Here is a 22,066-nt window from a genome sequence, read left to right as displayed (position 1 = left end):
TGAGGTTTCATGGCATCGATCGACATCCGCAACGTCCGCAAGAATTTCGGCATCGTCTCCGTGCTGCACGGCGTCGACTTGTCGATAAAGAACGGCGAGTTCGTGGTGCTGGTGGGGCCGTCGGGCTGCGGCAAGAGCACGCTGCTGCGCATGATCGCCGGGCTCGAGGAGGTGACCGAAGGCGAGATCCGGATCGACGGCATGCGCGTCAATGAGCGGGCGCCCAAGGACCGCGACATCGCCATGGTGTTCCAATCCTACGCGCTCTACCCGCACATGAATGTCGCCGAGAACATGAGCTATGGCCTGCGGATCCGTAAGGCCGCCCGCGAGAAGATCACGGCCGCTGTCAGCAATGCGGCCAGGAAGCTTGAGCTGCAGCCGCTGCTTGCGCGGCGGCCGAAGGCACTGTCGGGCGGTCAGCGCCAGCGCGTGGCGATGGGCCGCGCGATCGTGCGACAGCCCAAGGCATTCCTGTTCGACGAGCCGCTGTCCAATCTCGACGCGCGCTTGCGCGAGCAGATGCGGGCAGAGATCAAGAAGCTGCACCGCGATCTCGGCGCGACCTCGATCTATGTCACCCACGACCAGATCGAGGCGATGACCTTGGCCGACCGGATCGTCGCCATGCATGAGGGCGTGGTGCAGCAGGTCGGCAGCCCGCTGGAGCTTTACGATCGCCCCGCCAACCTGTTCGTCGCCGGCTTCATCGGATCGCCGGCCATGAATTTTCTGTCGGCACGCTACGAGGTCGGCGCAGGCACGGCCGGCGCACGATTGCCTGACGGAACGCTGATTGCGCTTTCGTCAGCCTATCAACTCGAGGAAGGCGCGGCGGTAACGCTCGGCATCCGGCCGGAGCATGTCGAGATATCGCCGGCCTCGGAGGGCAGCCTGAGGGCGACGGTCGACCTGATCGAGCCGACCGGCTTCGGCATCATCCTGCATCTCGGCCTGCATGGCCTGCCATTCAACGTCTTCACGCTCGACCGGGCCGCGCTCACGGCCGGTCCGACGGTGACGGTGGCATTCCCGCCGCAACATTTGCATCTGTTCGATGAGACTGGAAAGCGCGCATCGGAATCGATCCTCCAGAAGGGGAAGGGCTGATCCCCCCTTTCGGCCGTTCCGATCATTCGAATTTTCCCAAAACCGGTTCCCACCTTTGGGTCCGATGCTATTGTCCTATCTTGGCACCGCCGAATTCGATACGACATTCGATCTCGGCGTCGACATGGCTCCTGGGACGAGATGGAACGCGCCCGCGGCGGCGCTAGATCATGATCCCGAACCGAAGGTCAGCGAAGCAAAAAGTGGGAACCGGTTTTCGGACGAGATCATGGTCAAACAACAACAGGGCTAGGTAGTCGAGCGCATGCGCTTTCTGTTTCTTCTGATCCTGCTCGCCGGCACCGGCATCGGCGTCGTCTATCCCTGGGCGATGACCAATTTCTCCGGCCATGAGATCGGCACCTGGCGGGTCTACGAACAGGGCCGGTTCAGGCCGGTGACGGTGCCGCTGTCCGGCCGCGACGCGCCGGTGCGGGTGCTGGTCGATCTTACCGCCAGGACCGAACGCATCGTCGTATCGCAACAGCGCACCGTATTGACGCTGACCGCCGCCACCGGTGGCAGGACGGTGCTCGCCTCGACACTGCAGTTCACCCATTCGGAAAATCCGCGCCAGGTCAGCCCGCAACTGCCGGACAAGATCTTTCGCGACGAGGCAGGACTGATCCCGATGGTCAGCCCTGGCCCCTACATCTTCACCGTCGGCCCCGGCGACGCCGAAGGCATTGAGATGCGGGCGGTGGATCTCGTGCTGCGCTCCGGTGTCGGCGAGATCGACCGCCGGGCGCGGCCGGTCGGCTTCTCGCTGATGGCGGCCGGCCTGATCGGGCTGCTGCTGGCGTTGCGTTTCGGCGGGCGGCGACCGCAAAATCCGAATTCGCAGCCGCCACCGCCGCGCTGGGGCAGGGGCTCGAGTTAGCTCGTGAATTACCGCCACGCCTATCACGCCGGAAACTTCGCCGATGTCGTCAAGCATGTCGTGCTGAGCCGGCTCGTCGAATATTTGAAACAGAAGGACAAGGCGTTTCGCGTCATCGACACCCATGCCGGCATCGGCCGCTACGACCTGGCGTCGACTGAAGCGCAAAAGACCGGCGAATGGCAAGGCGGCATCGGCCGGCTGGTCGGCGCCGAGATCGGCGCCCCTGCGGCAGCACTACTGGCACCTTATCTGGAAGCTGTCCGTTCGCTCAATCCCGAAGGCGGCGTGAAACAATATCCCGGCTCGCCGCTGATCGCGCGTCATCTCATGCGCAAGCAGGACCGGCTGTCGGCGATCGAATTGCATCGCCAGGATGCCGCGAAACTGAGGGCGCTATTCCAAGGCGATTTCCAGACCCGGGTGATCGAGCTCGACGGTTGGTTGGCGCTCGGCGCGCATCTGCCGCCGAAGGAAAAGCGCGGCCTCGTACTCGTCGATCCGCCGTTCGAGGAGGAGGGCGAGTTCGATCGCCTCGTCGACGGGCTGCGGAAAGCCCATAAGCGCTGGCCCGGCGGCATCTATGCTTTGTGGTATCCGGTCAAGGACCGCAAGGCGGTCGCCGCCTTCCGGAAGGCGCTGGTGCAGTCAGGCGTCCCGAAGCTGCTCGACATCGGCTTCGAGATCAGGCCGCCATCGGCCGAGCCCAGCCTCGACGGCAGCGGCATGGTGGTGGTCAACCCGCCGTTCACGCTGGAGGGCGAATTGCGCACGCTGCTGCCGGCCTTGCACACATTGCTTGTCGTTGAAAAACCAGCGCACTGGACGCTGGAATGGCTGGCGGCGTAGGGCGGCAGAGGTATTCGCGCGCCTGTCCTGGCTGAAGGCGATTTCGAACTAGGAAACCATTGTCTCTACAACCGCTTGACCGCGCGCAAGCGAATCCGCACAGTGCGCGCAATCGACCATAAGAGGCTGCCATGACTCGCTTCGCCCAATCCGCCCTTGCCGCACTGATCGCCCTTTGCACGCCGCTCGGCACGTCCCTCGCTGTCACACAGGCAGCAAAGGCGGCCGACCTTGCCGTCTACGTCGACGAAGATAGCGGCGTTTGCGGTGAGGCTTGGGTGCTGAACAAGATCACCAGCCGCTTCTCCTACCAGGTGCACCACGTCCCGAACCTGCCCGATGTTGAGATCGCCGATTTCCAGGGGATCCATCAGCACCGCTATCTGCCGGCCAACGAAACCTGGCCGATCGGCCGCCGCTATTGCGGCGCCACCGTCAGCCTGTCCGACGGCCACGCCCGTACCATCTGGTATCTGATCGAGGAAGGGCAGGGCTTTGCCTCGATCGGCGACAATGTCGAATTCTGCGTCTCGGGCTTCGACCGCTGGATGGTCTACAACGGCCGCTGCCGAGTCCTGCGCTGAACGCGTTTACCTGGCTGCTCCGCCTCATCGAGGATGGCGCGAAGGAAGGCGGCGTGACCGCGAAAGGCGCGCCGTCCGATTGACGTCGCCTTGACCCGCGTTTGCGGCCGGCGTCCGACAAACAGCTTTTCGACATCGACATATCCTGCCTTGGCAAGCGTATCGATATGCGCGCCGAGATTGCCGTCGGTCGCATTGACGATGGCCTTCAATCGGGCGAATTCCAGCGCTTTGCGCCTTTCCAGAGAATTCAGCGTGGCCATGATCCTGAGACGCACGCTCTGGTGGATGATTTCGTCGGCAGCCATCATCGGGCCTGCTGTGGTGTCCGGCGTTCAGTCTCACTGATCTGGGACAGCGCCGCTTGATCTTGCCCGAATGACATGCGCTTCTCCCGGATACTGCAGAATACTCTGCCGAATAGAGTAATCTGTCAACCTTAGCAAAAAATTGCCCCTCTCGAACGCAGGCAAGGTCCTGGCGCAGAGCGGCCCGCGTTCTGCTTTTGCAGCTTGTGTAGATCGTCCGGTTGACAAGACGATGAGATCGTTGAAGCAGCCGCATCATGGTGTTGCCGGTCGATGATCAACGAGCAAAACGCTTGCTAACCTTCAGCGCTTCGTAGCAAGATTGGTCCGGCAAAGCGCGCACAATGTCTGTAGCAAACCGTCGGCAAAGATCGAAGAGCAGCAACGGCATTTTGCGAAATCAGCACGAGCGTGTGTCGCCTGTAACCAAAACTTAAACTGAAAAAATCATGCTAATGCTTCGCTGGCTAGACAAGCGCGAGTCAGATATGCATTACGCGCCGGGTCATTAACGGCCGTCGGCACAACTAAGGGGCATGATATGGCTAAACAGTCATCCAAAGCGCCGGCATCCAAGTCACCGGCAAAGAAGGCACCGGCAAAGAAGGCACCAGTAAAAGCAGTGGCGGCAAAGGCCGCGGCCGCTGTGAAGAAAGCAGCACCTGCTGCCAAGCCGAAGGCCGCCGCGGCCAAGGCAAAAGCAGCGCCGGCCAAGAAGCCGGCCGCGAAAGCCGCGGCAAAACCGGCAGTGAAGAAAGCAGCACCAGCCAAGGCCAAAGCAGCGCCGGCCAAGAAGCCGGCCGCGAAAGCCGCGGCGAAGCCGGCAACGAAGAAAGCAGCACCTGCCAAGACTGCGCCGATAAAGAAGGCTGCACCGGCCAAGAAGGCTGCGCCGGCAAAGAAAGCGGCTGCAGCGAAGTCTTCGGTAGCGGTGAAGAAAGCAGCGCCGGCGGCCAAGCCGAAGGCGAAGGCAGCGCCCGCGAAGGCGAAGGCCAAGAAGTAATCGCGTTTCTTCGCTCGCGGAGAAGACCGTTAAGGGCGGGTGCCGGACAGGCGCCTCGCTCGCAGGGTCAGTGCTCGGGCAAGAATAGAGGCGGAGCGAAGACAGCTTTTCGCAGCTCCCAGGACTTCGCCGCACGGCGAAGTCCGGTGGGGCATTTCTCTGTGCCCGCAGAGGAATTCTCGGTGCAAGACCGGTGACTGGGTTCCGGGTCTGTCTGACCTGTTCAGATTCTCTTGGGCTGCAACTGCCGTACCGCTCATTGCCTCAAGATCGCAGAGGAACGGTCGTTTGCCGTGGCGCCCGGTTTTTCCGCCTGTGGGCTGTTGATCATGCCGGCATGCCCGGCCAACAGTGTCGCGGAAATGGATCATGCGCAAATTCTAAGTGCTACAGCATTCTTTGCGCGTCCACGCGCTCTGTACTCGGCAACCAGGAACCCGATCATGCCCAGACTGCTCTACGCTTCCACGTCCCCCTACAGTTCCAAGGTACGCATGGCCGCGCTTTATGCCGGCATCGCAGTCGATCTCGTGCCGATAAAAACCGAAGACAAGCCAGCCGAGCTGATCGACACCAATCCGCTCGGCAAGATCCCGGTGCTGGTGCTCGACGACGGCCGCTCGGTCCACGACAGCCGCGCCATTACCCAGCATCTCAACCGCATGTCGAAGAACGCGCTGTTCCCGCGCAATCCCGACAGGCGCCTTGAGGCAGAAGTGCTGGAGGCACTGGCCGACGGCATCTGCGACTGCGCGCTGTCGATGGTCTATGAGCGGCGCACGCGCCCCGAAGACATGGTCTACCAGCCTTGGCTCGACCGCCAGTGGGCGAAGATAACCAACGCGCTCGATCTGCTCAACGCCAATCCGCCAAAGCTGCCGAAGAAGATCACCGCCGGCCAACTGGCGCTGCGCGCCTGCCTTGGCTATCTCTCGCTGCGCTTTGCCGGAAAATGGGAAAAGGGCCGCAGCCGGCTGGTCCGCTGGGCAGCGCGCTTCGACGAGAAGTTTCCGGAGCTGAAACCCTGCGTCCCGGCGTGAGCTGGTTGGCACCCAGCCAGAGAAAAGATCAAAAAAAGCCGGGCACGAGGCCCGGCTTTTTCGTGTCGTGGCTTGGACGAATTTAGAACTTCATACCGACGCCGAAGGTGACGCGGTTGTCGCTCGACTTGACCTTGCCGATACCGTCGAAGTCCTTGTCGCCGAAGTCGGTGTAGCGATACTCGACACGGCCGAACACATTGTCGGTGATCTTGATGTCGGTACCGACGCCGGCCGTCCAGCCCAGCATGGTGTTTTCGTCGCTGGAACCAGCGGCTTCGATCTCCTGGTTCTTGAGCGCGCCACCGGCGGTGCCGTAGAGCAGGATTTCCGGGGTGACGGCGTAGCCGAGGCGGGCGCGCAGCGAGCCTTCGAAGCCGCCCTTGGCCTCGACGCCACCATCGTCGCCCTCGATGCCGCTATAGCCGATATCGGCTTCAGCACCGTACACGAAGTTCTCCTGCTGCCACTGGTAGCCGCCGAAGACGCCGCCGACGAATCCATCGGTGTCGACGTCAGTGCCGATATCCTCGGCGTCGGCGTGACCGCTGAAGCCGTAGCCGACGCTCACACCGGCATAGGGACCGGCCCAGGAAGCGACCGGAAGTTCGGCGATCGGGGCGGGTGCCGGCGGCTCTTCCGAGATGACGTCAGCAGCATAGGCGGTTCCGCCGAGGGCGAAGAGCCCAAACGCCACCGCCAGCGGTCGCGCAAATTTAAGATTGGCTTGCATTGTTCTTTACTCCTTAAGCCACAGGCACAGGCTTGCTTTTCACAAGCGCCCTCAACCCGCCGGGGGGATAAACGGGTCTGGCGCTCAACGGTTCCGAATGTCGTGTCGAAATGCGGCTGAAGCGAACCTGAACTTGGGTCATTACCGGGCACGAATGAGGCTGAATTTTGACGTTGTATCTGCGCAACAGATAGTGTCAGGAGGCTTTGCCGTGCCGCGCTGAACACCGCTTGGAGCAAGGGGTCCGGAGCCCTATATTGCGGTCTGACGGCCGAGTCCCGGCCACAGTCGAAAGACCGATCCGGCCGCTTTGCCACAATGCTGCCCAAGGTCCGAACGGCATTTAACGCTTGGCCGGCCATATTTCGCCGACTGGCTGAAATCGAAGCCCATTGAGGATTGACAGGATGAGCAAGGCCGCTGGAACGGCGCTGGTGACGGGCGGGGGCAAGCGGATCGGCAAGGCGATCGTCGAGGATCTGGCCGCGAACGGTTTTGCTGTCGCCATCCATTGCAACCGCTCGCGGGCCGAGGCGGAAGCGTTGGCTGCGCGGATCAACGGCGGCCATTTTGGCCAGGATGGTCGCGCCGCTGTGGTCGCCGCCGACCTGACCGACATGGCCGCGGTCGGCGACCTGATCGGCCGCGCCGCAGCCGCGCTCGGGCCTGTTACACTGCTGGTCAACAATGCCTCGCTGTTCGTGGACGACACGGTTCAGGACGTCGACTGGATTGCCTGGGACCGTCACTTCGCCGTCCATGTGAAGGCGCCGGCACTTTTGGCGCAAGAATTCGCCCGCGCGCTGCCGGAAGGCCAGGAAGGGCTGATCGTCAATATGATCGACCAGCGCGTCTGGCGCCCGACGCCACGCTATTTCTCCTATGCGCTGTCGAAATCGACATTGTGGACAGAGACGCAGATGATGGCGCAGGCGCTGGCACCCCGCATTCGCGTCAACGCCATCGGCCCCGGCCCGACGCTGAAGAGCGCGCGCCAGGACGACAGCGACTTTGCCGCGCAGGTCGACGGGCTGATCCTGAAGCGCGGCCCGGAATTGCCTGAATTCGGCGCCACCATCCGCTATCTCTGGGGCGCGCGCTCGGTCACCGGCCAGATGATCGCACTCGACGGCGGCCAGCACCTTGCATGGCAGACACCGGATGTGACAGGCATTGTCGAATGAGTCCCATGGACCAGAAACACAAACAAGGCGGCACCGCCGACGATCTGCCCCCCGATGTCGACCTCGAGGACGAGGCGGCGGAGGAGATCGTCGAACCGTCAGCTCCTGGTTCGGGCGGCCCTGACGTCGACTTCACGGCCATCGATTGGACGCCGCATGCCGGCGATGCCGACGGCATGGTCGGCGCCGAAGTCATCCAGACGCTGGTCAAACGGCTGCCCAACGCGCCCGGCGTCTACCGCATGATGAATGCCGCAGGCGACGTGCTCTATGTCGGCAAGGCGCGCAGCCTGAAGAGGCGGGTGACCAATTACGCGCAAGGCCGTTTCCACACCAGCCGCATCGGCCGCATGGTGCGCGAGACGGCGACGATGGAGTTCGTCGTCACCCGCACCGAGATCGAAGCGCTGCTGCTGGAAGCCAACCTTATCAAGCGCTTGCGGCCGCGATTCAATGTGCTGATGCGGGACGACAAGTCGTTCCCCTACATCCTGTTGACCGGCGATCATGTCTCGCCCGGCATCTACAAGCATCGCGGCGCGCGCTCGCGCAAGGGCGACTATTTCGGTCCCTTCGCCTCGGCCGGCGCCGTCGGCCGCACCATCAATTCGCTGCAGCGCGCTTTCCTGCTCAGGAGCTGCACCAACTCCTTCTACGAGAACCGCACCCGGCCGTGCCTGCTGTTCCAGATCAAGCGCTGCGCCGGCCCGTGCACCGGCGAAATCTCGCATAGTGACTATGCCAGGCTGGTCGCCGAGGCGAAGGACTTCTTGTCCGGCCGTAGCCAGAAGGTGAAGACCGATATCTCCGCCGCCATGCAGCAGGCTGCGGAAAACCTCGACTTCGAGCGCGCTGCCATCTATCGCGACAGGCTGGCGGCGCTGTCGCATGTGCAGAGCCATCAGGGCATCAACCCGCAGACCGTCGACGAGGCCGATGTCTTCGCCATCCACCAGGAAGGCGGCCAGGTCTGCATCCAGGTGTTCTTCTTCCGCACCGGGCAGAACTGGGGCAACCGCGCCTATTTCCCCAAGGCCGATCCGGCGTTGGACGCAGCCGAGGTGCTGGGCTCGTTCCTGGCGCAATTCTATGACGACAAGCCGACGCCGCGCACCGTCCTGTTATCGCATGGCGTCGAGGACCAAGAATTGCTGGCGGAGGCGCTCTCCACCCGTGCGGGTCGCAAGGTGGCGATCTCGGTGCCGCAGCGCGGCGAAAAGAAGGATTTGACCGACAACGCCTTGCAGAATGCCCGTGAGGCGCTCGGCCGCCGGCTGGCCGAGACCTCGACGCAAGGGAGATTGCTCACCGGCTTCGCCGAGACCTTCGGCCTGAAAAAAACACCGGTGCGCATCGAGGTCTATGACAACTCCCATATCATGGGCACCAACGCCGTCGGCGCCATGGTTGTCGCCGGGCCGGAAGGCTTCGTGAAGAACCAGTACCGGAAATTCAACATCCGCTCGACCGAGATCACGCCGGGAGACGATTTCGGCATGATGCGCGAGGTGATGGAGCGGCGTTTTTCCCGGCTGCTGAAGGAACATGGCGATATGCCGCAGAGCGAACAGGCGGCGGACGACACCCTGGCCGAACAGGGCGACGGTATCGAGGATGCGGGCGGCTTCCCGGCCTGGCCAGACGTCATCCTCATCGATGGCGGCCAGGGCCAGATGACGGCAGTGCGCAAGATACTCGCCGATCTCGGCATCGAGGACCGTGTCCAGGCCATCGGCATCGCCAAGGGCCAGGACCGTGACGCCGGCCGCGAACGCTTCTTCGTGAGGGGCAAGCCGCCGTTTTCGCTCCCCGTGCGCGACCCGGTGCTCTATTTCGTCCAGCGGCTGCGCGACGAGGTCCACCGCTTCGCCATCGGCTCGCACCGCGCCCGCCGCAAGAAGGAGATGGTCAAGAGCCCGCTCGACGAGATCAGCGGCATCGGCCCGGGCCGCAAGCGCGCGCTGCTCATGCATTTCGGCACCGCCAAGGCGGTCAGCCGCGCTGCGATCGAGGATTTGGTCAAGGTCGACGGCATATCCGAGCAGGTGGCGAAGCTGGTCTACAACCATTTCCACGAGAGCTGATGGATTCGGCTATTTTCAGTTGATCCATCGACTATCGCCTGTTGACCCCCCACATTCGCTTCTGATTTGAGTAGGCAGGCAGAAAGAGTTCCCAAAAATATGGCCCAGCGCGCATTCAACTTGCCCAACATGCTCACCTACGTCCGCATTCTCGCGGTGCCGCTGGTTGTGCTGTGTTTTTTTCTCGAAGGGCATCTGAAGTCGAGCGACTTCGCCCGCTGGTCGGCACTGATCATTTTTCTGCTGGCCTCGATCACCGATTATTTCGACGGCTATCTGGCGCGCGCCTGGCAGCAGACCTCGAATATCGGCAAGATGCTCGATCCGATCGCCGACAAGTTGCTGGTCGCCACGTGCCTGCTGCTGCTGGCGGCCGACACCGATAGGCATGCCGGCATCGCCGGCTGGTCGCTGTGGGCAGCGATCATCATCCTGTGCCGCGAGATCCTGGTCTCGGGCCTGCGCGAATACCTGGCGGCGCTGAAGGTCTCGGTACCGGTGACGCAGCTGGCAAAGTGGAAGACCACCATTCAGATGGTCGCCATCGCCTTCCTGCTCGCGGGACCTGCCGGCGACAAGATCTTCCCGCTGACCACCCAGACCGGGCTGGTGCTGTTGTGGATCGCCGCCTTGGTCACGCTTTACACCGGCTATGACTATTTCCGCGCCGGCCTCAAACACATCATGGATGAGTAGGATGTCGACGAGGCTCATCTATTTCGCCTGGGTGCGCGAGCGGATCGGCAAGCCGCAAGAGGATGTCGAGCTGCCCGCCGGCATCGAGACCGTGGCCGACCTGCTGCGCTGGCTGAAATCGCGCGGCGAGGAGTACGAGCACGCGCTGCAATATCCTGACGTGATCCGCGTCGCCATCAACCAGGAACATGTCGAGCACCGCGAGAAGATATCAGGCGCGCGCGAGATTGCGCTGTTCCCGCCGATGACGGGTGGCTGAAATGCCCGGCGCGGTGGTGCCGATGGTGCGCATCCAGGCGGAGGATTTCGATGTCGCCGCCGAGATCGCCAAGATGACGCAAGGCCGCGCCGACATCGGCGCCGTGGTGACTTTCTCGGGTCTCTGCCGCGATGAAGCGGGCAGGCTGGCGGCACTCGAACTCGAACATTATCCTGGCATGGCCGAGGCCGAGATCGGCCGCATCGCCGCCGACGCGATCAGCCGTTGGCCGCTGCAGGGGCTTACCGCCATCCATCGCCACGGCAGGATCGCGCCCGGTGAGAACATCGTGCTGGTGGTAGCAGCCTCCACGCACCGGCAGGCGGCGTTCGAGGCGGCGAGCTTCCTGATGGACTATCTGAAATCGCGCGCGCCGTTCTGGAAGAAGGAACACCATACCGACGGCTCGCAAGGCGGCTGGGTCGACGCCAAGGAGGCCGACGACGAGGCGGCAAGCCGCTGGAAGCAGGCCGTGCCGAAACGAAATTGATGCTTCGCGTCATCGCCGCAGGGGTGGGAATCCCATCAACCCCCGATCAGCCGTTGTCAGTGCCGATCCAGTGATCGAGCGCAATCCGGCCGGGTCCCCACGCCATGATGCCGAGCGCCATAGCCGCCCAGGTGATGTGCAGCGGCCAGCCGTCCGGCACGGTGAGCTGTATGACCAGCGTCATCACGAGCAGGCCGAATGCCGCCAGTCGTGTCGCCAGGCCGAGAACGAGAAGAATTGGCAACAGGATTTCCGCCAACCCTGAGGCGAACGCCACCAGCCCAGGTGCCGGGAAGTCGTAAGGGCCGCCGGGCAGATGCAGCTTGAGCTCCGAGGTGAAAAGCAGCACGGCGACATCGTTCAACTGCAAAAAACCGTCCCATTTGTTGACGCCGGACCGCCAGAACGGGACGGCGAGCGCGCAGCGCAGGACGAGCTGCGTCAGCGACGGTGTGGCACTCGTGCGAAGGGCGGCATTCACCCTCTCGGCGAGGGCGGCGATCCCTCGCTGCCCGGTGCTGACGTTCCGCTCATGGTTCGTCATGCTCACCCTCCCTGGTGTGCCGCTGTGAAGGCGCCTGCTTGCAGCAGGCCGGCAATGTTGGCGGAAAGGTCGAATTCGGCATGCTCCGCAAATGCTGTTGCGGCCGCCGCGCCGAGTGGTTCGCCTGCCATGAGACGATCCAGAAAAACCGCGCCGCCGGGCGGCAGGCGGCGAACAACGACTTCGAGCCCGGGCCGCGTGACCAGCGCATCTTCAGGGCCGCCCGCGTCGATTCGCCCGACAGGACCGTCGCTCCGGTTGGCCGCAAAGATCGTCACGACTGGATAGTGCGAGCGAATGGCGCGCGTTGCCGGGTGCGACACAAACACGGTATCGGCCAGTCGTTCGGGCGGGATCGACGCCAGTGCTCCGGAAGCCAACGGTTCCGCGTCGGCGGCATGATAGGCGTCGAGCCAGGCACGCTCCATGCGCGCCACGTCGGCCAGCCACGGCATCGACTGCGCGTATTCGTAGCGCTCGATGAAATCGGGAAAGTCGCGGCCGTATTCGAACAGGAGCGGCGAGGTGGGTGGCGTTTCGCGGACATGAAAGCGCGCCATCGCGCGAAAGAAGTCCGGGCCAGTGATGCGCAGCGTCGCTGGAAAGCTGGCGGCCAGCGCATCGATCAGGCTGACCGTGACGTTGTTGCGGTAGACGGCATATCGCTTGATCGGAGCCTTGCCGTTCGGCCCCGAGACAACCTCAGGGGGGGCTCGGTCAGGATCGAGCAAACCGGCGGTGAATGCCGCGGCATAGTCGAACCGGCGGCCGAGATCGCGCGACTGGAGCTCATCCTGCGGCATGGGCTTTTCCGAACAAGCTGTCGGCATGACGGTCGAGGATCGCCTGGGCGGCGGCGGCCTCCGCCTTGAGCACCGGCCAATCGGGAATGTCGCTATCCCATTCGATCAGCGTCGGCAGCGGCCCGCATCGGCCGATGACGACATCGAAAAGCTTCCAGACCGCGTCGGCGACCGGGCCGTCATGGCTGTCGATGAGCAGCAGATCGCCCTCGTCATCCTCCTGCTCGGCGTGCCCGGCCAGATGGATTTCGCCGACATTCTGAAGCGGGAAATCCGCGAGATAGGAAAGGGCTGAAAAGCCGTGATTGGTGGCTGAAACAAAGACGTTGTTGACGTCGAGCAGCAAGCCGCAACCGGTACGCCGCACCAGCTCTCGGATGAAATCCGTCTCGCTCATAGTCGATGCCGGGAAAAGGACGTAGGTCGAGGGGTTCTCGAGCAGTATCGGGCGGCCGATCGTCCCCTGCACTTCGTCGATGTGATCCGCCACGCGCGAAACCGTTGCCGGCGTATAGGGCAGGGGAAGCAGGTCGTTGTAATAGGTGGTGTCGTGGGTCGACCAGGCGAGATGCTCGGAAACGAGCGCCGGCTCATAGCGGTCGACGAGCGCCTTGAAACGACCGAGATGCGCTTTGTCGAGCGGCCGCGGTCCGCCGATCGACATGCACACCCCGTGCAGCGAAACGGGATAGTCGCTGCGGATCTTAGTCAGCGCATCGTGCGGCGGGCCGCCGGCGCCCATGTAGTTTTCGGCGTGGACCTCGAAGAAACCGTCCTTACTGCCGCCGGCAATGATTGCCTGCAAATGTTCGTGCTTGAAACTGGTGCCGGCAAGGCCGGCGACCGGGTGCGCCGGAAAGCGCGAGGTTTTCGACATGGGGGATGCTGGGTAAGTGGCCAGTCCGTTCATCTTCGTCTCCGCTTTCCGGGCAGGTTGCATTGCTTACGACGGGATGTCGCGGGTCAGCTCCGTGGGCGAGCCCTTGCGGTCGCCGGGCAGGTCCATCGTCGTACAGGTGCCGCCGTCGACAAACTTCCAGGCGTTGCCCTGGTAATCGACAGTCGAGGTGCCTTGGCATGTGGTTCCCGCACCTGCCTTGCAGTCGTTCTGCCCCTTCATGGCGACGCCAAAGCACTTCTCCTTGCCGGCATCCATCGCCGCCTTGACCTGTGCCTCGGTCAGCGGCGCGGCCGTCGCAAAAGAAGCAAGAGCCGTGGCAACGGCGCTGGCCAGAAGGGCCGCACTCACGGTTGATCTTGTTGACATGATTTCACCTCCGGTTGGGTTGTTGAGCGCGCCGTTCCTCAAGCGCGCATTGGTCAGTTCGGTCCGGAAGTTCCCTGTGTTACATCTGTTTGGGAACACGACTTCGTGATCGCCTGGGGCTTGGCTTGAGCAAAATTTTGCCGGTCACGCCAAGGAGGCCGACAAGGCCGCAAGCCGCCGGAAGGCACCGCCGTGCGAATAGTCCGTGTGGGGCGCCACGGAACTACCGCAATCCTGCGAGACCTTCCGACCAGTTTGGTGCGCTATGGGGAGCAGGATCATGCTGGGCAGGATCGCCGAGTTCTTCATCTTCGGTCTCGTGCCGCTGGTCGTTGGTATACTGGTGGTGCCTGGGTTGTCCGTCGCTGCCGAGAAGACCCTGAAGGGCGAGGTGACGTATCGCGAGCGCATTGCGCTGCCGCCCAACGCCGTGCTTTCAGTGCAGCTTGCCGATGTCTCGCTGGCCGACGCGCCGGCCGCTGTCATCGGCGAGCACAAGGTGGCGCCGGCCGGCCAGGTGCCGATCAAGTTCGAGATCAGCTTCGACCCGTCGGTGATCGGGCCTGATATGACTTATGCGCTGCAGGCGCGCATCACCGTCGACGACAGGCTGTTGTTCATCTCCGATACGCGCCACCAGGTCGATCCGCTGAGCGACGCGCCGCAGACCATCATGCTGAAGATGGTGACGTCGAGCGAGGAGCCGGCAGCGGCCCCGGTGTTCGGGCAGAGCTGGCTGATCGAGTATATCGACGGCATTGGTGTGATCGCCGAGCCGCAGGCGACGTTCAGGATCGACGAGGCCGGCAAGGCCGGCGGCAGCGGCCCTTGCAACGTCTACTTCGCCACCGCCAAAGTCGATGGTTCGACGATCGCCGTCAGTGACATCGGTTCGACCTTCAAGGCCTGCGCGTCCGAGATCATGGCCGAGGAAAAGGCGCTGTTCGCGGCGCTGGCCAAGGCGGCATCTTACCATATCGACGCCGGCAAGCTCATCATCGTCGACAAGGACGACCGCGTCATCCTGCGGTTCAATGCTGCGACCTGATCGCTCAAAAAACCGGTTTCGGTTTTTGAGCATCATGCGCAGTTGGAGGTGTCGGCCCGGCGTCCGGGCGCTGGATCGCCGCAACAAAAAAAGGCCAGCATGGCGCTGGCCTTTTTTGCATATGACGTCGTGACGGACTATCGACTCAGCCGACGATCTCGGTATCCGAGAACCAGTATTTGATCTCCTGCGCGGCCGTCTCCGGCGCGTCGGAGCCGTGCACGGAATTCTCGCCGATCGACAGCGCGTGTACCTTGCGGATGGTGCCTTCGGCGGCATTAGCCGGGTTGGTGGCGCCCATCACGTCGCGGTTTTTGGCAATGGCGTTCTCGCCTTCCAGCACCTGCACGACGGTCGGGCCCGACGACATGGACTCGACCAGCTCGCCGAAGAACGGGCGCTCCTTGTGGACGGCATAAAAACCTTCCGCCTCGCGGCGGCTCATCCACACCCTGCGGGAAGCGATGACGCGCAGGCCGGCTTCTTCGAGCATCTGGGTGATGGCGCCGGTGAGATTGCGCCGGGTCGCGTCCGGCTTGATCATGGAAAAGGTGCGTTCGAGCGCCATAGGGTCGTCCTTGTGATGGAGAGTGGAATTGAGGGTGGCGGGCTCTATACAAGCCGCCCGCCGGCTTGCCAAGGGGAGGCCGGCGCGGCGCTCATTTCTGCGCCGGATGGCGCATCGCCGTCGGCCCGAACCAATGTTGTCATAACTGCATCTCGATCGTCAGCTTGGCCGTGTCGCCAGCCCGGAGGCCTTCGCGGACCCGCACTGCCGTCTTGATCGGCAAGAGCAGGCTGCCGGATTTCTTGTCGGGAAACAGCGATGTCCGCCATCTGGTCTGGCCGATGACGGCTTCCACGCCAAGCGAGCCCCAGGGGCGTGCCATCCCCGCCATCGCCGTCTTGATCCGTGCCCCAAGCTCCGGCGGCAGCGTCACAAAATGCCAGCCGCCCTTGCCTGGATAGACCCAGATCTCGGCTTGCACGTCGTAGCGAAACATTTTGTGCCCTTCCTCAGATCAAGGCCGTCACGGCTGGCTTTGCCATGGTGTCTTGTTGGCAACGCAGCGATCGGCGAAACCATCCCATGATATCCATTCTTCCCTGCAAGAGAGGATGGCAGCGTCGCCGTTGCACTACCGCCTTATCACCATCGGAGCGCGCCGGACTTCCCAGCCTTCCCGTTCCAGTTCCGGCACGCTGTGGTTCTCGCTCGGGTAGCCAACGCAGAAGTAACCGATCAGCGTCCACTCCGGCGGCGCGTCCAGGATCGTCGCTATTTCGGCCGGATCGAGGATCGAGACCCAGCCCATGCCTATTCCTTCCGCGCGCGCCGCCAGCCAAAAGGTGTGGATTGCCATCACCGCCGAATATTCGATGGTCGCAGGCATGGTCAGGCGGCCGAGCCCATGCCCCTGTTCTGTCGCGCGGTCGGCGAAAACCGCGAATTGGCAGGGCGCTTCGTTCAGGCCGGCAAGTTTCAGGCGCGCATAGAGCGCGGCGCGTTCGCCGCCGAAAGATGCGAGCGCCTCCGCATTGCAGCGCTCAAAGCATGCCCTGACGGCGGCGCGGCACTGAGCACTCTCGACCATGACGAAACGCCAGGGCTGGCTCAGCCCGACCGAGGGCGCAATGCTGGCGACGTCAAGCAGCCGCTCCAGCGCGCCATCTGGGAGCGGCGTCGGCTTGAATCGCCTGACGTCCCGCCGCCACAGGAAGAGATTGACCAGCTCGGCGCGAAAATCGTCTGGGAATTCCGGTCCTGAGGTCATGATGTCGTGCTGCCTTTGCTAAAGGGAGTAGGGGAGAGGGCAGGAGGGCAGGCGATGCTGGCCGGGCTATTTTGGTTCACAGTCGGATCAGGCGCGCCCGCGTTCATCGGCGGTTCAGGTTCCATGGTGTAACATTGGCCCAGCGAAGGAGGAGGGCCATGAAAAAGCTCTTGTCTGTCCTTGTGGCCGCAGTTTTCGGTACGGCTTTTGCCTTGCCTTTGAATGCCGCGCCTCTCTCTATTCCGAAATCTGAGCAGGTGCAGAACAGCGCCGTCGAACAGGTTTGGCATCGTAGACACTGGCGACACAACTATGGTCACTGGCGGGGTGGTCGTCACTGGAACCGACGGTACGCATTGCGGGGGTGTGGCTACTATGGGTGTTACCCGCGCCGCTATTATAGGCCCTACTACCGACCCTTTTATCGCCCCTACTACGGCTTTAGCCCCTATTACGGCTTTAGCCCCTATTACGGCCACCGTGGTTACTACCCGCACTATTACAATGGCTCAGGAGTGAGCATCTATCTGCATTTCTAGCTACGAAATCGTGGAAAGCGTCCCATACCCCCAAGCGCGGTTTCAGGGAAGGCGGAAAGCTGGCGGACCAGAGTGTTGGACGCCCGACGCGAATCGAATGGCCTTGGCCATTCCGATTTCAAGTTTGCAATCCGTCAGAGGATTTTGACTTCCGCAGCCGCACTCCGGACCCTCCGCCATTTTTCGGGAATGAATTCGACGCCGGCCTTTGTATGCTGCGACATGTTGGGAAGCGAGCGTTACTGAAATTCGACCGTAGCGCCAGCGTAAGCGAGCCCGGCATCCTATGCTTGCCGCAATCCATAGGAGGTTTCATCCCGTCCGAACCTAAAGGACATCAGCGCCCCGCCGAGGTGATTACGTTAGCGTTGATCTCCAACACCATCTCGCTGGGCTTCACTTGGATAGACTTTGATGGGATTGGCGACGTCGTTCTCGCCTAGCAACCTTTTCATGCCATTTTCAGCTAGCAATTACCGCGACCACGATCGTTCCCCAAGTTGTCAGCAGGATGTTTGCGATTGGATATGCTGGCGTGTAGCCAAGCACCGCTACGGCACTTCCTGATCGCTCCTGGATGGCGGCCATTGCTGCGGTCACCGTCTGCGCCCCCGTCAACGCTCCAAGCAGGAGAATCGGATTCATGCGCAAGGCGAAATGGCCGAACGCCAGTCCCACGATCTGTGGCGCCAAGGTCACCACCATGCCTCCGAGCAGCAACCCGAGGCCCGCCTCCTTAAGAGCCGACAGAAAGATCGGCCCGGCGTGGATTCCGGTCAGCCCGATGAAAGCTGCGAGTCCAAGAGATGTCATGAACGCTATGGCGCCATCAGGAATGCGCCCGAACAGCGGGTAACGAGTCCGCAAATGGCCGACCAGAAGCCCGGCGAGCAAAGTGCCCACGCTGGTACTTAGCGAGATTTTGATGCCGCCGACCAAAAAAGTCAGCAGGACACCGACGGCACCGCCGAAAAAGATCGCCAGGCCCAGCACGATGAAATCGGTAGCGTGGTGCGGAGCAACGATGGTGCCAATTGTGGCAGCGGCTTTCTGCACTACCGGCTCCGGGCCGACCAAACGCAGCAGGTCGCCTCGCTGCAGGGCTAAATTGCCCGCGATCGGGAGTTCCTGACCGCCGCGGCTGACAGATCGCAAGTACAACCCACGCGTCCATTCTTCTGCCGATAGGTCGGCAAGAGTCCTGTCCGGCTATCGCGGCACCATAGGTCATCGGCCGCTGTGCAGATGGTCGCTGCAATCTGCGGGTGGCGAGAGGAAGATGGCCTGACAGTCGAAGGGCAGCCTGGAAACCTGAAGCCTTAAACGGTCGATCGAGACGGCTGTGATTATAAGCAGCAGGCTGCGCGGATCTCTGAGGGGGAGACCAATTATCAATCGCGAACATTTCTGGCTCGGCGAGGAGCAGTTTGGGCTGCTTGAACCACATCTGCGGACTGACTCCCGAGGCAGGCCGCGCGTCGATGTTCGTCGCGCAATCAGCGGCATTATCCATGTCGTGAAGAGCGGCGGACGCTAGGTTGATGCTCGTCATGATCGCGCAAGCGCCGCCATCGTCGGCATGCTCAGAAAGCCAAGATGCACGGCATGGCACAGGCCGTCGCAGAACTCACAGGGCTCCCGCCATCCCGAAGCTGTCGCAACTGCTCAAGGCCGAGATGGCCGAGCAGGATGTCAGGGTCCGTAGTCTATCAGCTCAAGGTGACACGGTTGTGCGACTGGAGTTAATAAGCGGCCGCCGAAATGCTGATAGCAGACTTGACGCAAGGCGATCGCGAAGAGGCGCGGCTTGCATTCGAGGTCACTGCCCGAAAGGCCCAAGCGGATCCACCGCCATCACTTAGAACCATAACGACAGGACATACAACGCTGCCACGAGGATTAGGAGCGGCGCGATGATGGCGATGAACGTCTGGAGAGTGTTCATTATCGCGAATTAGGGTTTCGCCTACCGGTATCCAGCTTATTGATGTCTGCCCGCCGGGGCAGACATTTTTTTGCCGATGGCGCGCAGGACATTCGTTCTCAACACTTCGCAAGGGAATTTGAGACAAGCGGCGCTCTGATTTAGCGGAGACTCTGGCGCATCTCGGTTGTCATTTTAAGCGGCCGATTGGAGAAAGCGGCTACACGACGACCCGATAAAGTCGTATTATCAGCGGGACGTATCGGCGCGCTGACAATCGAAGTGACGCGCCACCTGTTGATGGGACACGACAAATGACGAGTCTTGTTCGGACGTTCGCATTCGTTGCGCTTCTCCTAGCCAATGCCTTGGCTTGCTTGCCCTGCGCAGCACAGGAGAGCGACCGGTCAGAGGGTCACCTCCGATGTGCAATACGAATATCTTGATCGCTGGGATGTCGATCGGCTGAACCAAATACTCCAAACCGATACGCATCGGTTCGCCGGGCTGTCCGAGACCTACAGTCCGGCCCGCAACGCTGTCCGGCTGTACCGCGTCACCTATTCGTCCATTGTTCCAGAGCGCGGCAACAAGCCGATCACCGCAACCGGGCTCATTGCCGTTCCTGACAGGGACGGGACGTCCTTCCCGATGATTTCATACCAGCACGGAACCGCGTATGGAAAACAGGAAGTGCCCTCATTTCCGGATCAGTCCCCGGAAACCCAGCTAATGATCGCTCAGTTCGCCGGCCAAGGATACGTCCTTGTCGGCGCGGACTATTTTGGTTTGGGGGACTCCGACGAGCCCGAGGGTTATCTGGTGAAGGGCAGCCATCAGCAGGCCAGGCCACTTTCGACATGCTGGCAGCAAGCCGGGCCGTGCTTGATCATCTGAAGATTGGGAGCGCCGGACTTTTCCTAGCCGGGTGGTCGCAGGGCGGCTTCGTGACGATGGCTTTCCTGGAAAAACTCGAGAGAGCGGGCATTTCAGTGAAGGCAGCTGCCACGGCAAGTGCGCCGATCGATATCTTTGTGGCATTGAACGGCGCCCTGAACTTTCCCCGAAAGAATGATGCACCGTGGATGACGACGATCGTCATCCTGACGGCCTTCTCCTTTGAGAACTACTACGGCACTTCCTTACTCCTTACTCCTTACTCCTTACTCCTTACTCCCTACTTCCTACTCCCTTACTGCCTTACTCCCCTATGCGGCGGCGGCGGCCGCCGTCACCTTGCGGCCGAGGCCATCATGCAGGTCGAGGCAGCGCTCGAACCACTGCGCCACCACATCGCTGTCGTCGAGCAACCGGTAGGGGGAGGCGATGCGCGCCCATTGCAGCGCGCCGAAGACGATGTAGTCGGCAAACAGCGGTGATTGGCCGCCGATGAACGGCTGATAGGCGAGCGTCGAGCGCAACGGTTCCAGCGAGGCGCGGAAGGCGCCAAGGCCGGCGTCGCGCGCCGCCATGACCTCTTCCAGTCTCTTTCCGAAGCGCTGCTCGCGGTTTTGGCGGAAATAGGCGGCGTTCGCCTCGTCCTGCATGGCGTGTAGGTCCATGATCGCCGCAGTGGTGACATAGGGATGGATGGTCAGTTGCGACCAGCGTTCGATGAAGCGCGCCATCGCCTTGCCGCCGTCGCCGGAAAACAATGTCGGCCGCTCGGGATAGGCCTCGTCGAGATAGAGTGCGATGGCGAAGGAATCGGCGACCACCTTCTCGCCGTCGCGGATCACCGGAACGAGCTTCGAAACGCCGCCTTCAACTGTCGGCACTTCGAGAAAACGTGTCGGCACGGTGGAGATGTCGAGCCCCTTGTGGGCGAGCGCCATCGCCGCCTTCCAGCAATGCGGGCTGAACGGACGGGCGGTATCGCGTCCGACGAGGTCATAGAGCAGAATGGTCATTGGCGGCAGCTTCCTTGCGGTCTACTAGAGCGATGTTTCGGGCAGATGCGGGTAGGCACCCGAAACGGGGTCTCGCGGGTCGGGAGAAAAAGATGAAACAGCACTTCATGATGTTTGCGGCTTACAATCAATGGGCCAATAGCCGCATCTACGATGCCGCCGCCGATCTCGATGAGGAGGAATTCCACCGCAATGTCGGGGTTTTCTTCGGCTCGATGATGGGCACGCTCAACCACCTTCTGACCGCCGACCGCATCTGGATGAGGCGCTTTACCGGCGAGGGCGACGCGCCGGCCAGGCTCGACACGATCCTGCACCGTGCCTTGCCGGGTTTGCGGCTAGCGCGCGAGGCCGAAGACAAAAGGATCATCGACTGGGTCAGGGCGTTAAGCGACAAGGCTTTGTCCGGCCGCTTCTCCTACATGACCGTCTCCGACATGCGCACCGTCTCGCAGCGATTGGCGCCGGCGCTCGATCATTTCTTCAACCACCAGACCCATCACCGCGGCCAGGCGCACGCGATCCTGACCGTTCTTGGCCGGCCTTCGGTGCCACTCGACCTGACGCTGTTCCAGAGGAGCGAAGAGGGGCGCGCCTACGCCTGATTTCGGATTATCCGGATCGAATTGACTGGAAAACCCGTCGAAGACGAACAGCATCTTCGACGGGCCATAGTCGAAAAAGGGGCCTAGCCAGTCAGGCGGCGTATCCGCCCTGGCCCCGGGCGACCGGCTTGACCGAGACCGCCGGCTGGGCGGAAGGCCAGAGAATGCCTGCCGTCACCGCGAAGGTGACCAAGGCATCGCGTGCCGCTTCGGGCGAGATCTCGCCGGCGCGTGCCGCCTCGCAGGCTTTCACGGCCGCGCCATAGCTCAGGCGTCGTCGCGATGGCGGAAACTCGGTCAGGAACTCATGCATGTCGAAGAGCGAAGCGAGCATGCGCTTATGGCCGGCGCCGACGGTAACGGCGACCGGGGTGAAGGGCATCGTGTCGTGCATTCTGGCCTCTCATATTGGGCGGAGGTGACGGCGGACG

Annotated in this window: 28 protein-coding genes and 1 pseudogene; 15 read left to right on the top strand and 14 right to left on the bottom strand. The window is 62.3% G+C overall.

The annotated features are described in order from the left end of the window. Window positions 1-9: 9 nt before the first annotated feature. From AC0L3I_RS20380 to AC0L3I_RS20365, 4 genes are all read left to right on the top strand, one after another. Window positions 10-1,110 carry an ABC transporter ATP-binding protein gene (locus AC0L3I_RS20380; RefSeq protein WP_473486714.1) on the top strand — a complete coding sequence of 367 codons (1,101 nt, stop codon included), beginning with the start codon at window positions 10-12 and terminating at the stop codon, window positions 1,108-1,110. Window positions 1,111-1,375: 265 nt separating this feature from the next. After that, window positions 1,376-1,990, top strand: a complete 615-nt coding sequence (locus AC0L3I_RS20375) for a hypothetical protein (RefSeq protein WP_473486715.1) — start codon at window positions 1,376-1,378, stop codon at window positions 1,988-1,990. A 3-nt stretch (window positions 1,991-1,993) separates the two neighbouring features. After that, window positions 1,994-2,839, top strand: a complete 846-nt coding sequence (locus AC0L3I_RS20370; RefSeq protein ID WP_473528025.1) for a 23S rRNA (adenine(2030)-N(6))-methyltransferase RlmJ — start codon at window positions 1,994-1,996, stop codon at window positions 2,837-2,839. 131 nt (window positions 2,840-2,970) lie between these two features. Further along, window positions 2,971-3,423 (top strand): hypothetical protein, encoded by a 453-nt coding sequence (locus AC0L3I_RS20365; protein WP_473528024.1) that lies wholly within the window; start codon window positions 2,971-2,973, stop codon window positions 3,421-3,423. On the opposite strand, the gene AC0L3I_RS20360 is transcribed toward AC0L3I_RS20365, so the two are convergent. Together AC0L3I_RS20360 and AC0L3I_RS20355 are read right to left on the bottom strand one after the other, a co-directional pair. Further along, window positions 3,393-3,731: a transcriptional regulator gene (locus AC0L3I_RS20360; protein ID WP_192362290.1), complete on the bottom strand. Its 339-nt coding sequence runs from the start codon at window positions 3,729-3,731 to the stop codon at window positions 3,393-3,395. The genes AC0L3I_RS20365 and AC0L3I_RS20360 overlap by 31 nt on opposite strands. 447 nt (window positions 3,732-4,178) lie before the next feature. Further along, the gene (locus AC0L3I_RS20355) at window positions 4,179-4,727 is read right to left on the bottom strand and encodes a hypothetical protein (RefSeq protein ID WP_473486717.1); all 549 of its coding nucleotides are present in this window, start codon (window positions 4,725-4,727) and stop codon (window positions 4,179-4,181) included. Between the two features lie 450 nt (window positions 4,728-5,177). On the opposite strand from AC0L3I_RS20355, the gene AC0L3I_RS20350 reads away from it, so the two are divergent. Next, the gene (locus AC0L3I_RS20350) at window positions 5,178-5,774 is read left to right on the top strand and encodes a glutathione S-transferase family protein (protein WP_473528023.1); all 597 of its coding nucleotides are present in this window, start codon (window positions 5,178-5,180) and stop codon (window positions 5,772-5,774) included. 82 nt (window positions 5,775-5,856) lie between these two features. Here AC0L3I_RS20350 and AC0L3I_RS20345 read toward each other — a convergent pair whose 3' ends face one another. Beyond that, the gene (locus AC0L3I_RS20345) at window positions 5,857-6,507 is read right to left on the bottom strand and encodes an outer membrane protein (protein ID WP_473486719.1); all 651 of its coding nucleotides are present in this window, start codon (window positions 6,505-6,507) and stop codon (window positions 5,857-5,859) included. A gap of 407 nt (window positions 6,508-6,914) precedes the next feature. On the opposite strand from AC0L3I_RS20345, the gene AC0L3I_RS20340 reads away from it, so the two are divergent. The 5 genes from AC0L3I_RS20340 (at window position 6,915) to AC0L3I_RS20320 (ending at window position 11,220) form a co-directional block, all read left to right on the top strand. Next, entirely contained in the window at window positions 6,915-7,691 is a 777-nt protein-coding gene (locus AC0L3I_RS20340; protein WP_473528022.1) for an SDR family oxidoreductase, read from the top strand. After that, complete coding sequence (gene uvrC / locus AC0L3I_RS20335; RefSeq protein WP_473528021.1) at window positions 7,688-9,775, top strand: excinuclease ABC subunit UvrC; 2,088 nt, start codon at window positions 7,688-7,690, stop codon at window positions 9,773-9,775. The genes AC0L3I_RS20340 and uvrC overlap by 4 nt, the downstream gene beginning before the upstream one ends. A gap of 99 nt (window positions 9,776-9,874) precedes the next feature. Further along, window positions 9,875-10,471 carry a CDP-diacylglycerol--glycerol-3-phosphate 3-phosphatidyltransferase gene (gene pgsA / locus AC0L3I_RS20330; RefSeq protein WP_065008950.1) on the top strand — a complete coding sequence of 199 codons (597 nt, stop codon included), beginning with the start codon at window positions 9,875-9,877 and terminating at the stop codon, window positions 10,469-10,471. Window position 10,472: 1 nt separating this feature from the next. Further along, the gene (gene moaD, locus AC0L3I_RS20325; RefSeq protein WP_023800670.1) at window positions 10,473-10,730 is read left to right on the top strand and encodes a molybdopterin converting factor subunit 1; all 258 of its coding nucleotides are present in this window, start codon (window positions 10,473-10,475) and stop codon (window positions 10,728-10,730) included. Window position 10,731: 1 nt separating this feature from the next. After that, window positions 10,732-11,220, top strand: a complete 489-nt coding sequence (locus tag AC0L3I_RS20320) for a molybdenum cofactor biosynthesis protein MoaE (protein ID WP_473528020.1) — start codon at window positions 10,732-10,734, stop codon at window positions 11,218-11,220. A 46-nt stretch (window positions 11,221-11,266) separates the two neighbouring features. On the opposite strand, the gene AC0L3I_RS20315 is transcribed toward AC0L3I_RS20320, so the two are convergent. The 4 genes from AC0L3I_RS20315 to AC0L3I_RS20300 are packed head-to-tail and all read right to left on the bottom strand — an operon-like array spanning window position 11,267 to window position 13,834. Next, on the bottom strand, window positions 11,267-11,764 hold the full coding sequence (locus tag AC0L3I_RS20315) for a DoxX family protein (RefSeq protein WP_123149738.1): 498 nt from the start codon (window positions 11,762-11,764) through the stop codon (window positions 11,267-11,269). 2 nt (window positions 11,765-11,766) lie between these two features. Beyond that, window positions 11,767-12,567 (bottom strand): HvfC/BufC N-terminal domain-containing protein, encoded by an 801-nt coding sequence (locus AC0L3I_RS20310; RefSeq protein ID WP_473528019.1) that lies wholly within the window; start codon window positions 12,565-12,567, stop codon window positions 11,767-11,769. Beyond that, window positions 12,554-13,477, bottom strand: coding sequence for an MNIO family bufferin maturase (bufB, locus tag AC0L3I_RS20305; protein ID WP_473528018.1), 924 nt, complete (start codon window positions 13,475-13,477; stop codon window positions 12,554-12,556). Before bufB ends, AC0L3I_RS20310 begins: the two co-directional genes overlap by 14 nt. A 33-nt stretch (window positions 13,478-13,510) precedes the next feature. After that, window positions 13,511-13,834, bottom strand: coding sequence for a BufA1 family periplasmic bufferin-type metallophore (locus AC0L3I_RS20300; protein WP_123149885.1), 324 nt, complete (start codon window positions 13,832-13,834; stop codon window positions 13,511-13,513). Between the two features lie 280 nt (window positions 13,835-14,114). On the opposite strand from AC0L3I_RS20300, the gene AC0L3I_RS20295 reads away from it, so the two are divergent. Beyond that, the gene (locus AC0L3I_RS20295; protein ID WP_473528017.1) at window positions 14,115-14,882 is read left to right on the top strand and encodes a YbaY family lipoprotein; all 768 of its coding nucleotides are present in this window, start codon (window positions 14,115-14,117) and stop codon (window positions 14,880-14,882) included. Window positions 14,883-15,027: 145 nt separating this feature from the next. Here AC0L3I_RS20295 and ndk read toward each other — a convergent pair whose 3' ends face one another. The 3 genes from ndk to bluB all read right to left on the bottom strand — a co-directional run bounded on the left by ndk (window position 15,028) and on the right by bluB (window position 16,657). Further along, on the bottom strand, window positions 15,028-15,450 hold the full coding sequence (gene ndk, locus AC0L3I_RS20290; RefSeq protein WP_095496596.1) for a nucleoside-diphosphate kinase: 423 nt from the start codon (window positions 15,448-15,450) through the stop codon (window positions 15,028-15,030). Between the two features lie 139 nt (window positions 15,451-15,589). Further along, window positions 15,590-15,886, bottom strand: a complete 297-nt coding sequence (locus AC0L3I_RS20285; protein WP_192362266.1) for a DUF1905 domain-containing protein — start codon at window positions 15,884-15,886, stop codon at window positions 15,590-15,592. 135 nt (window positions 15,887-16,021) lie between these two features. After that, complete coding sequence (bluB, locus tag AC0L3I_RS20280; protein WP_473528016.1) at window positions 16,022-16,657, bottom strand: 5,6-dimethylbenzimidazole synthase; 636 nt, start codon at window positions 16,655-16,657, stop codon at window positions 16,022-16,024. Between the two features lie 158 nt (window positions 16,658-16,815). Here bluB and AC0L3I_RS20275 point away from each other — a divergent pair, with 158 nt between their 5' ends. Then, entirely contained in the window at window positions 16,816-17,196 is a 381-nt protein-coding gene (locus AC0L3I_RS20275) for a hypothetical protein (RefSeq protein ID WP_473528015.1), read from the top strand. 462 nt (window positions 17,197-17,658) lie between these two features. Here the strand turns inward: AC0L3I_RS20275 and AC0L3I_RS20270 are convergent, their stop codons facing one another. Continuing rightward, window positions 17,659-18,351 carry an aspartate-alanine antiporter-like transporter gene (locus tag AC0L3I_RS20270; protein ID WP_473528014.1) on the bottom strand — a complete coding sequence of 231 codons (693 nt, stop codon included), beginning with the start codon at window positions 18,349-18,351 and terminating at the stop codon, window positions 17,659-17,661. 235 nt (window positions 18,352-18,586) lie between these two features. Here AC0L3I_RS20270 and AC0L3I_RS20265 point away from each other — a divergent pair. Next, window positions 18,587-18,730: pseudogene (locus AC0L3I_RS20265) on the top strand (IS5/IS1182 family transposase); the annotation flags it as partial. 816 nt (window positions 18,731-19,546) lie between these two features. Further along, a complete protein-coding gene (locus AC0L3I_RS20260) occupies window positions 19,547-20,017 on the top strand; it encodes a hypothetical protein (RefSeq protein WP_473528013.1) in 471 nt (156 codons plus the stop codon). Here AC0L3I_RS20260 and AC0L3I_RS20255 read toward each other — a convergent pair. Both AC0L3I_RS20255 and AC0L3I_RS20250 read right to left on the bottom strand, forming a co-directional pair. Further along, window positions 20,010-20,222 carry a hypothetical protein gene (locus AC0L3I_RS20255; protein WP_473528012.1) on the bottom strand — a complete coding sequence of 71 codons (213 nt, stop codon included), beginning with the start codon at window positions 20,220-20,222 and terminating at the stop codon, window positions 20,010-20,012. The genes AC0L3I_RS20260 and AC0L3I_RS20255 overlap by 8 nt on opposite strands. A 106-nt stretch (window positions 20,223-20,328) precedes the next feature. Further along, window positions 20,329-21,030 (bottom strand): glutathione S-transferase family protein, encoded by a 702-nt coding sequence (locus tag AC0L3I_RS20250; RefSeq protein ID WP_473528011.1) that lies wholly within the window; start codon window positions 21,028-21,030, stop codon window positions 20,329-20,331. A gap of 92 nt (window positions 21,031-21,122) precedes the next feature. Here AC0L3I_RS20250 and AC0L3I_RS20245 point away from each other — a divergent pair, with 92 nt between their 5' ends. Next, a complete protein-coding gene (locus AC0L3I_RS20245) occupies window positions 21,123-21,635 on the top strand; it encodes a DinB family protein (protein WP_123151283.1) in 513 nt (170 codons plus the stop codon). Between the two features lie 91 nt (window positions 21,636-21,726). On the opposite strand, the gene AC0L3I_RS20240 is transcribed toward AC0L3I_RS20245, so the two are convergent. Continuing rightward, window positions 21,727-22,029 carry a DUF982 domain-containing protein gene (locus AC0L3I_RS20240; RefSeq protein ID WP_473528010.1) on the bottom strand — a complete coding sequence of 101 codons (303 nt, stop codon included), beginning with the start codon at window positions 22,027-22,029 and terminating at the stop codon, window positions 21,727-21,729. Between the last annotated feature and the right edge of the window lie 37 nt (window positions 22,030-22,066).

The organism is Mesorhizobium sp. WSM4840, assembly GCF_055811755.1.
Note: the sequence above shows the minus strand (reverse complement) of the source record. Positions and strands in the feature narration are given on the sequence as shown.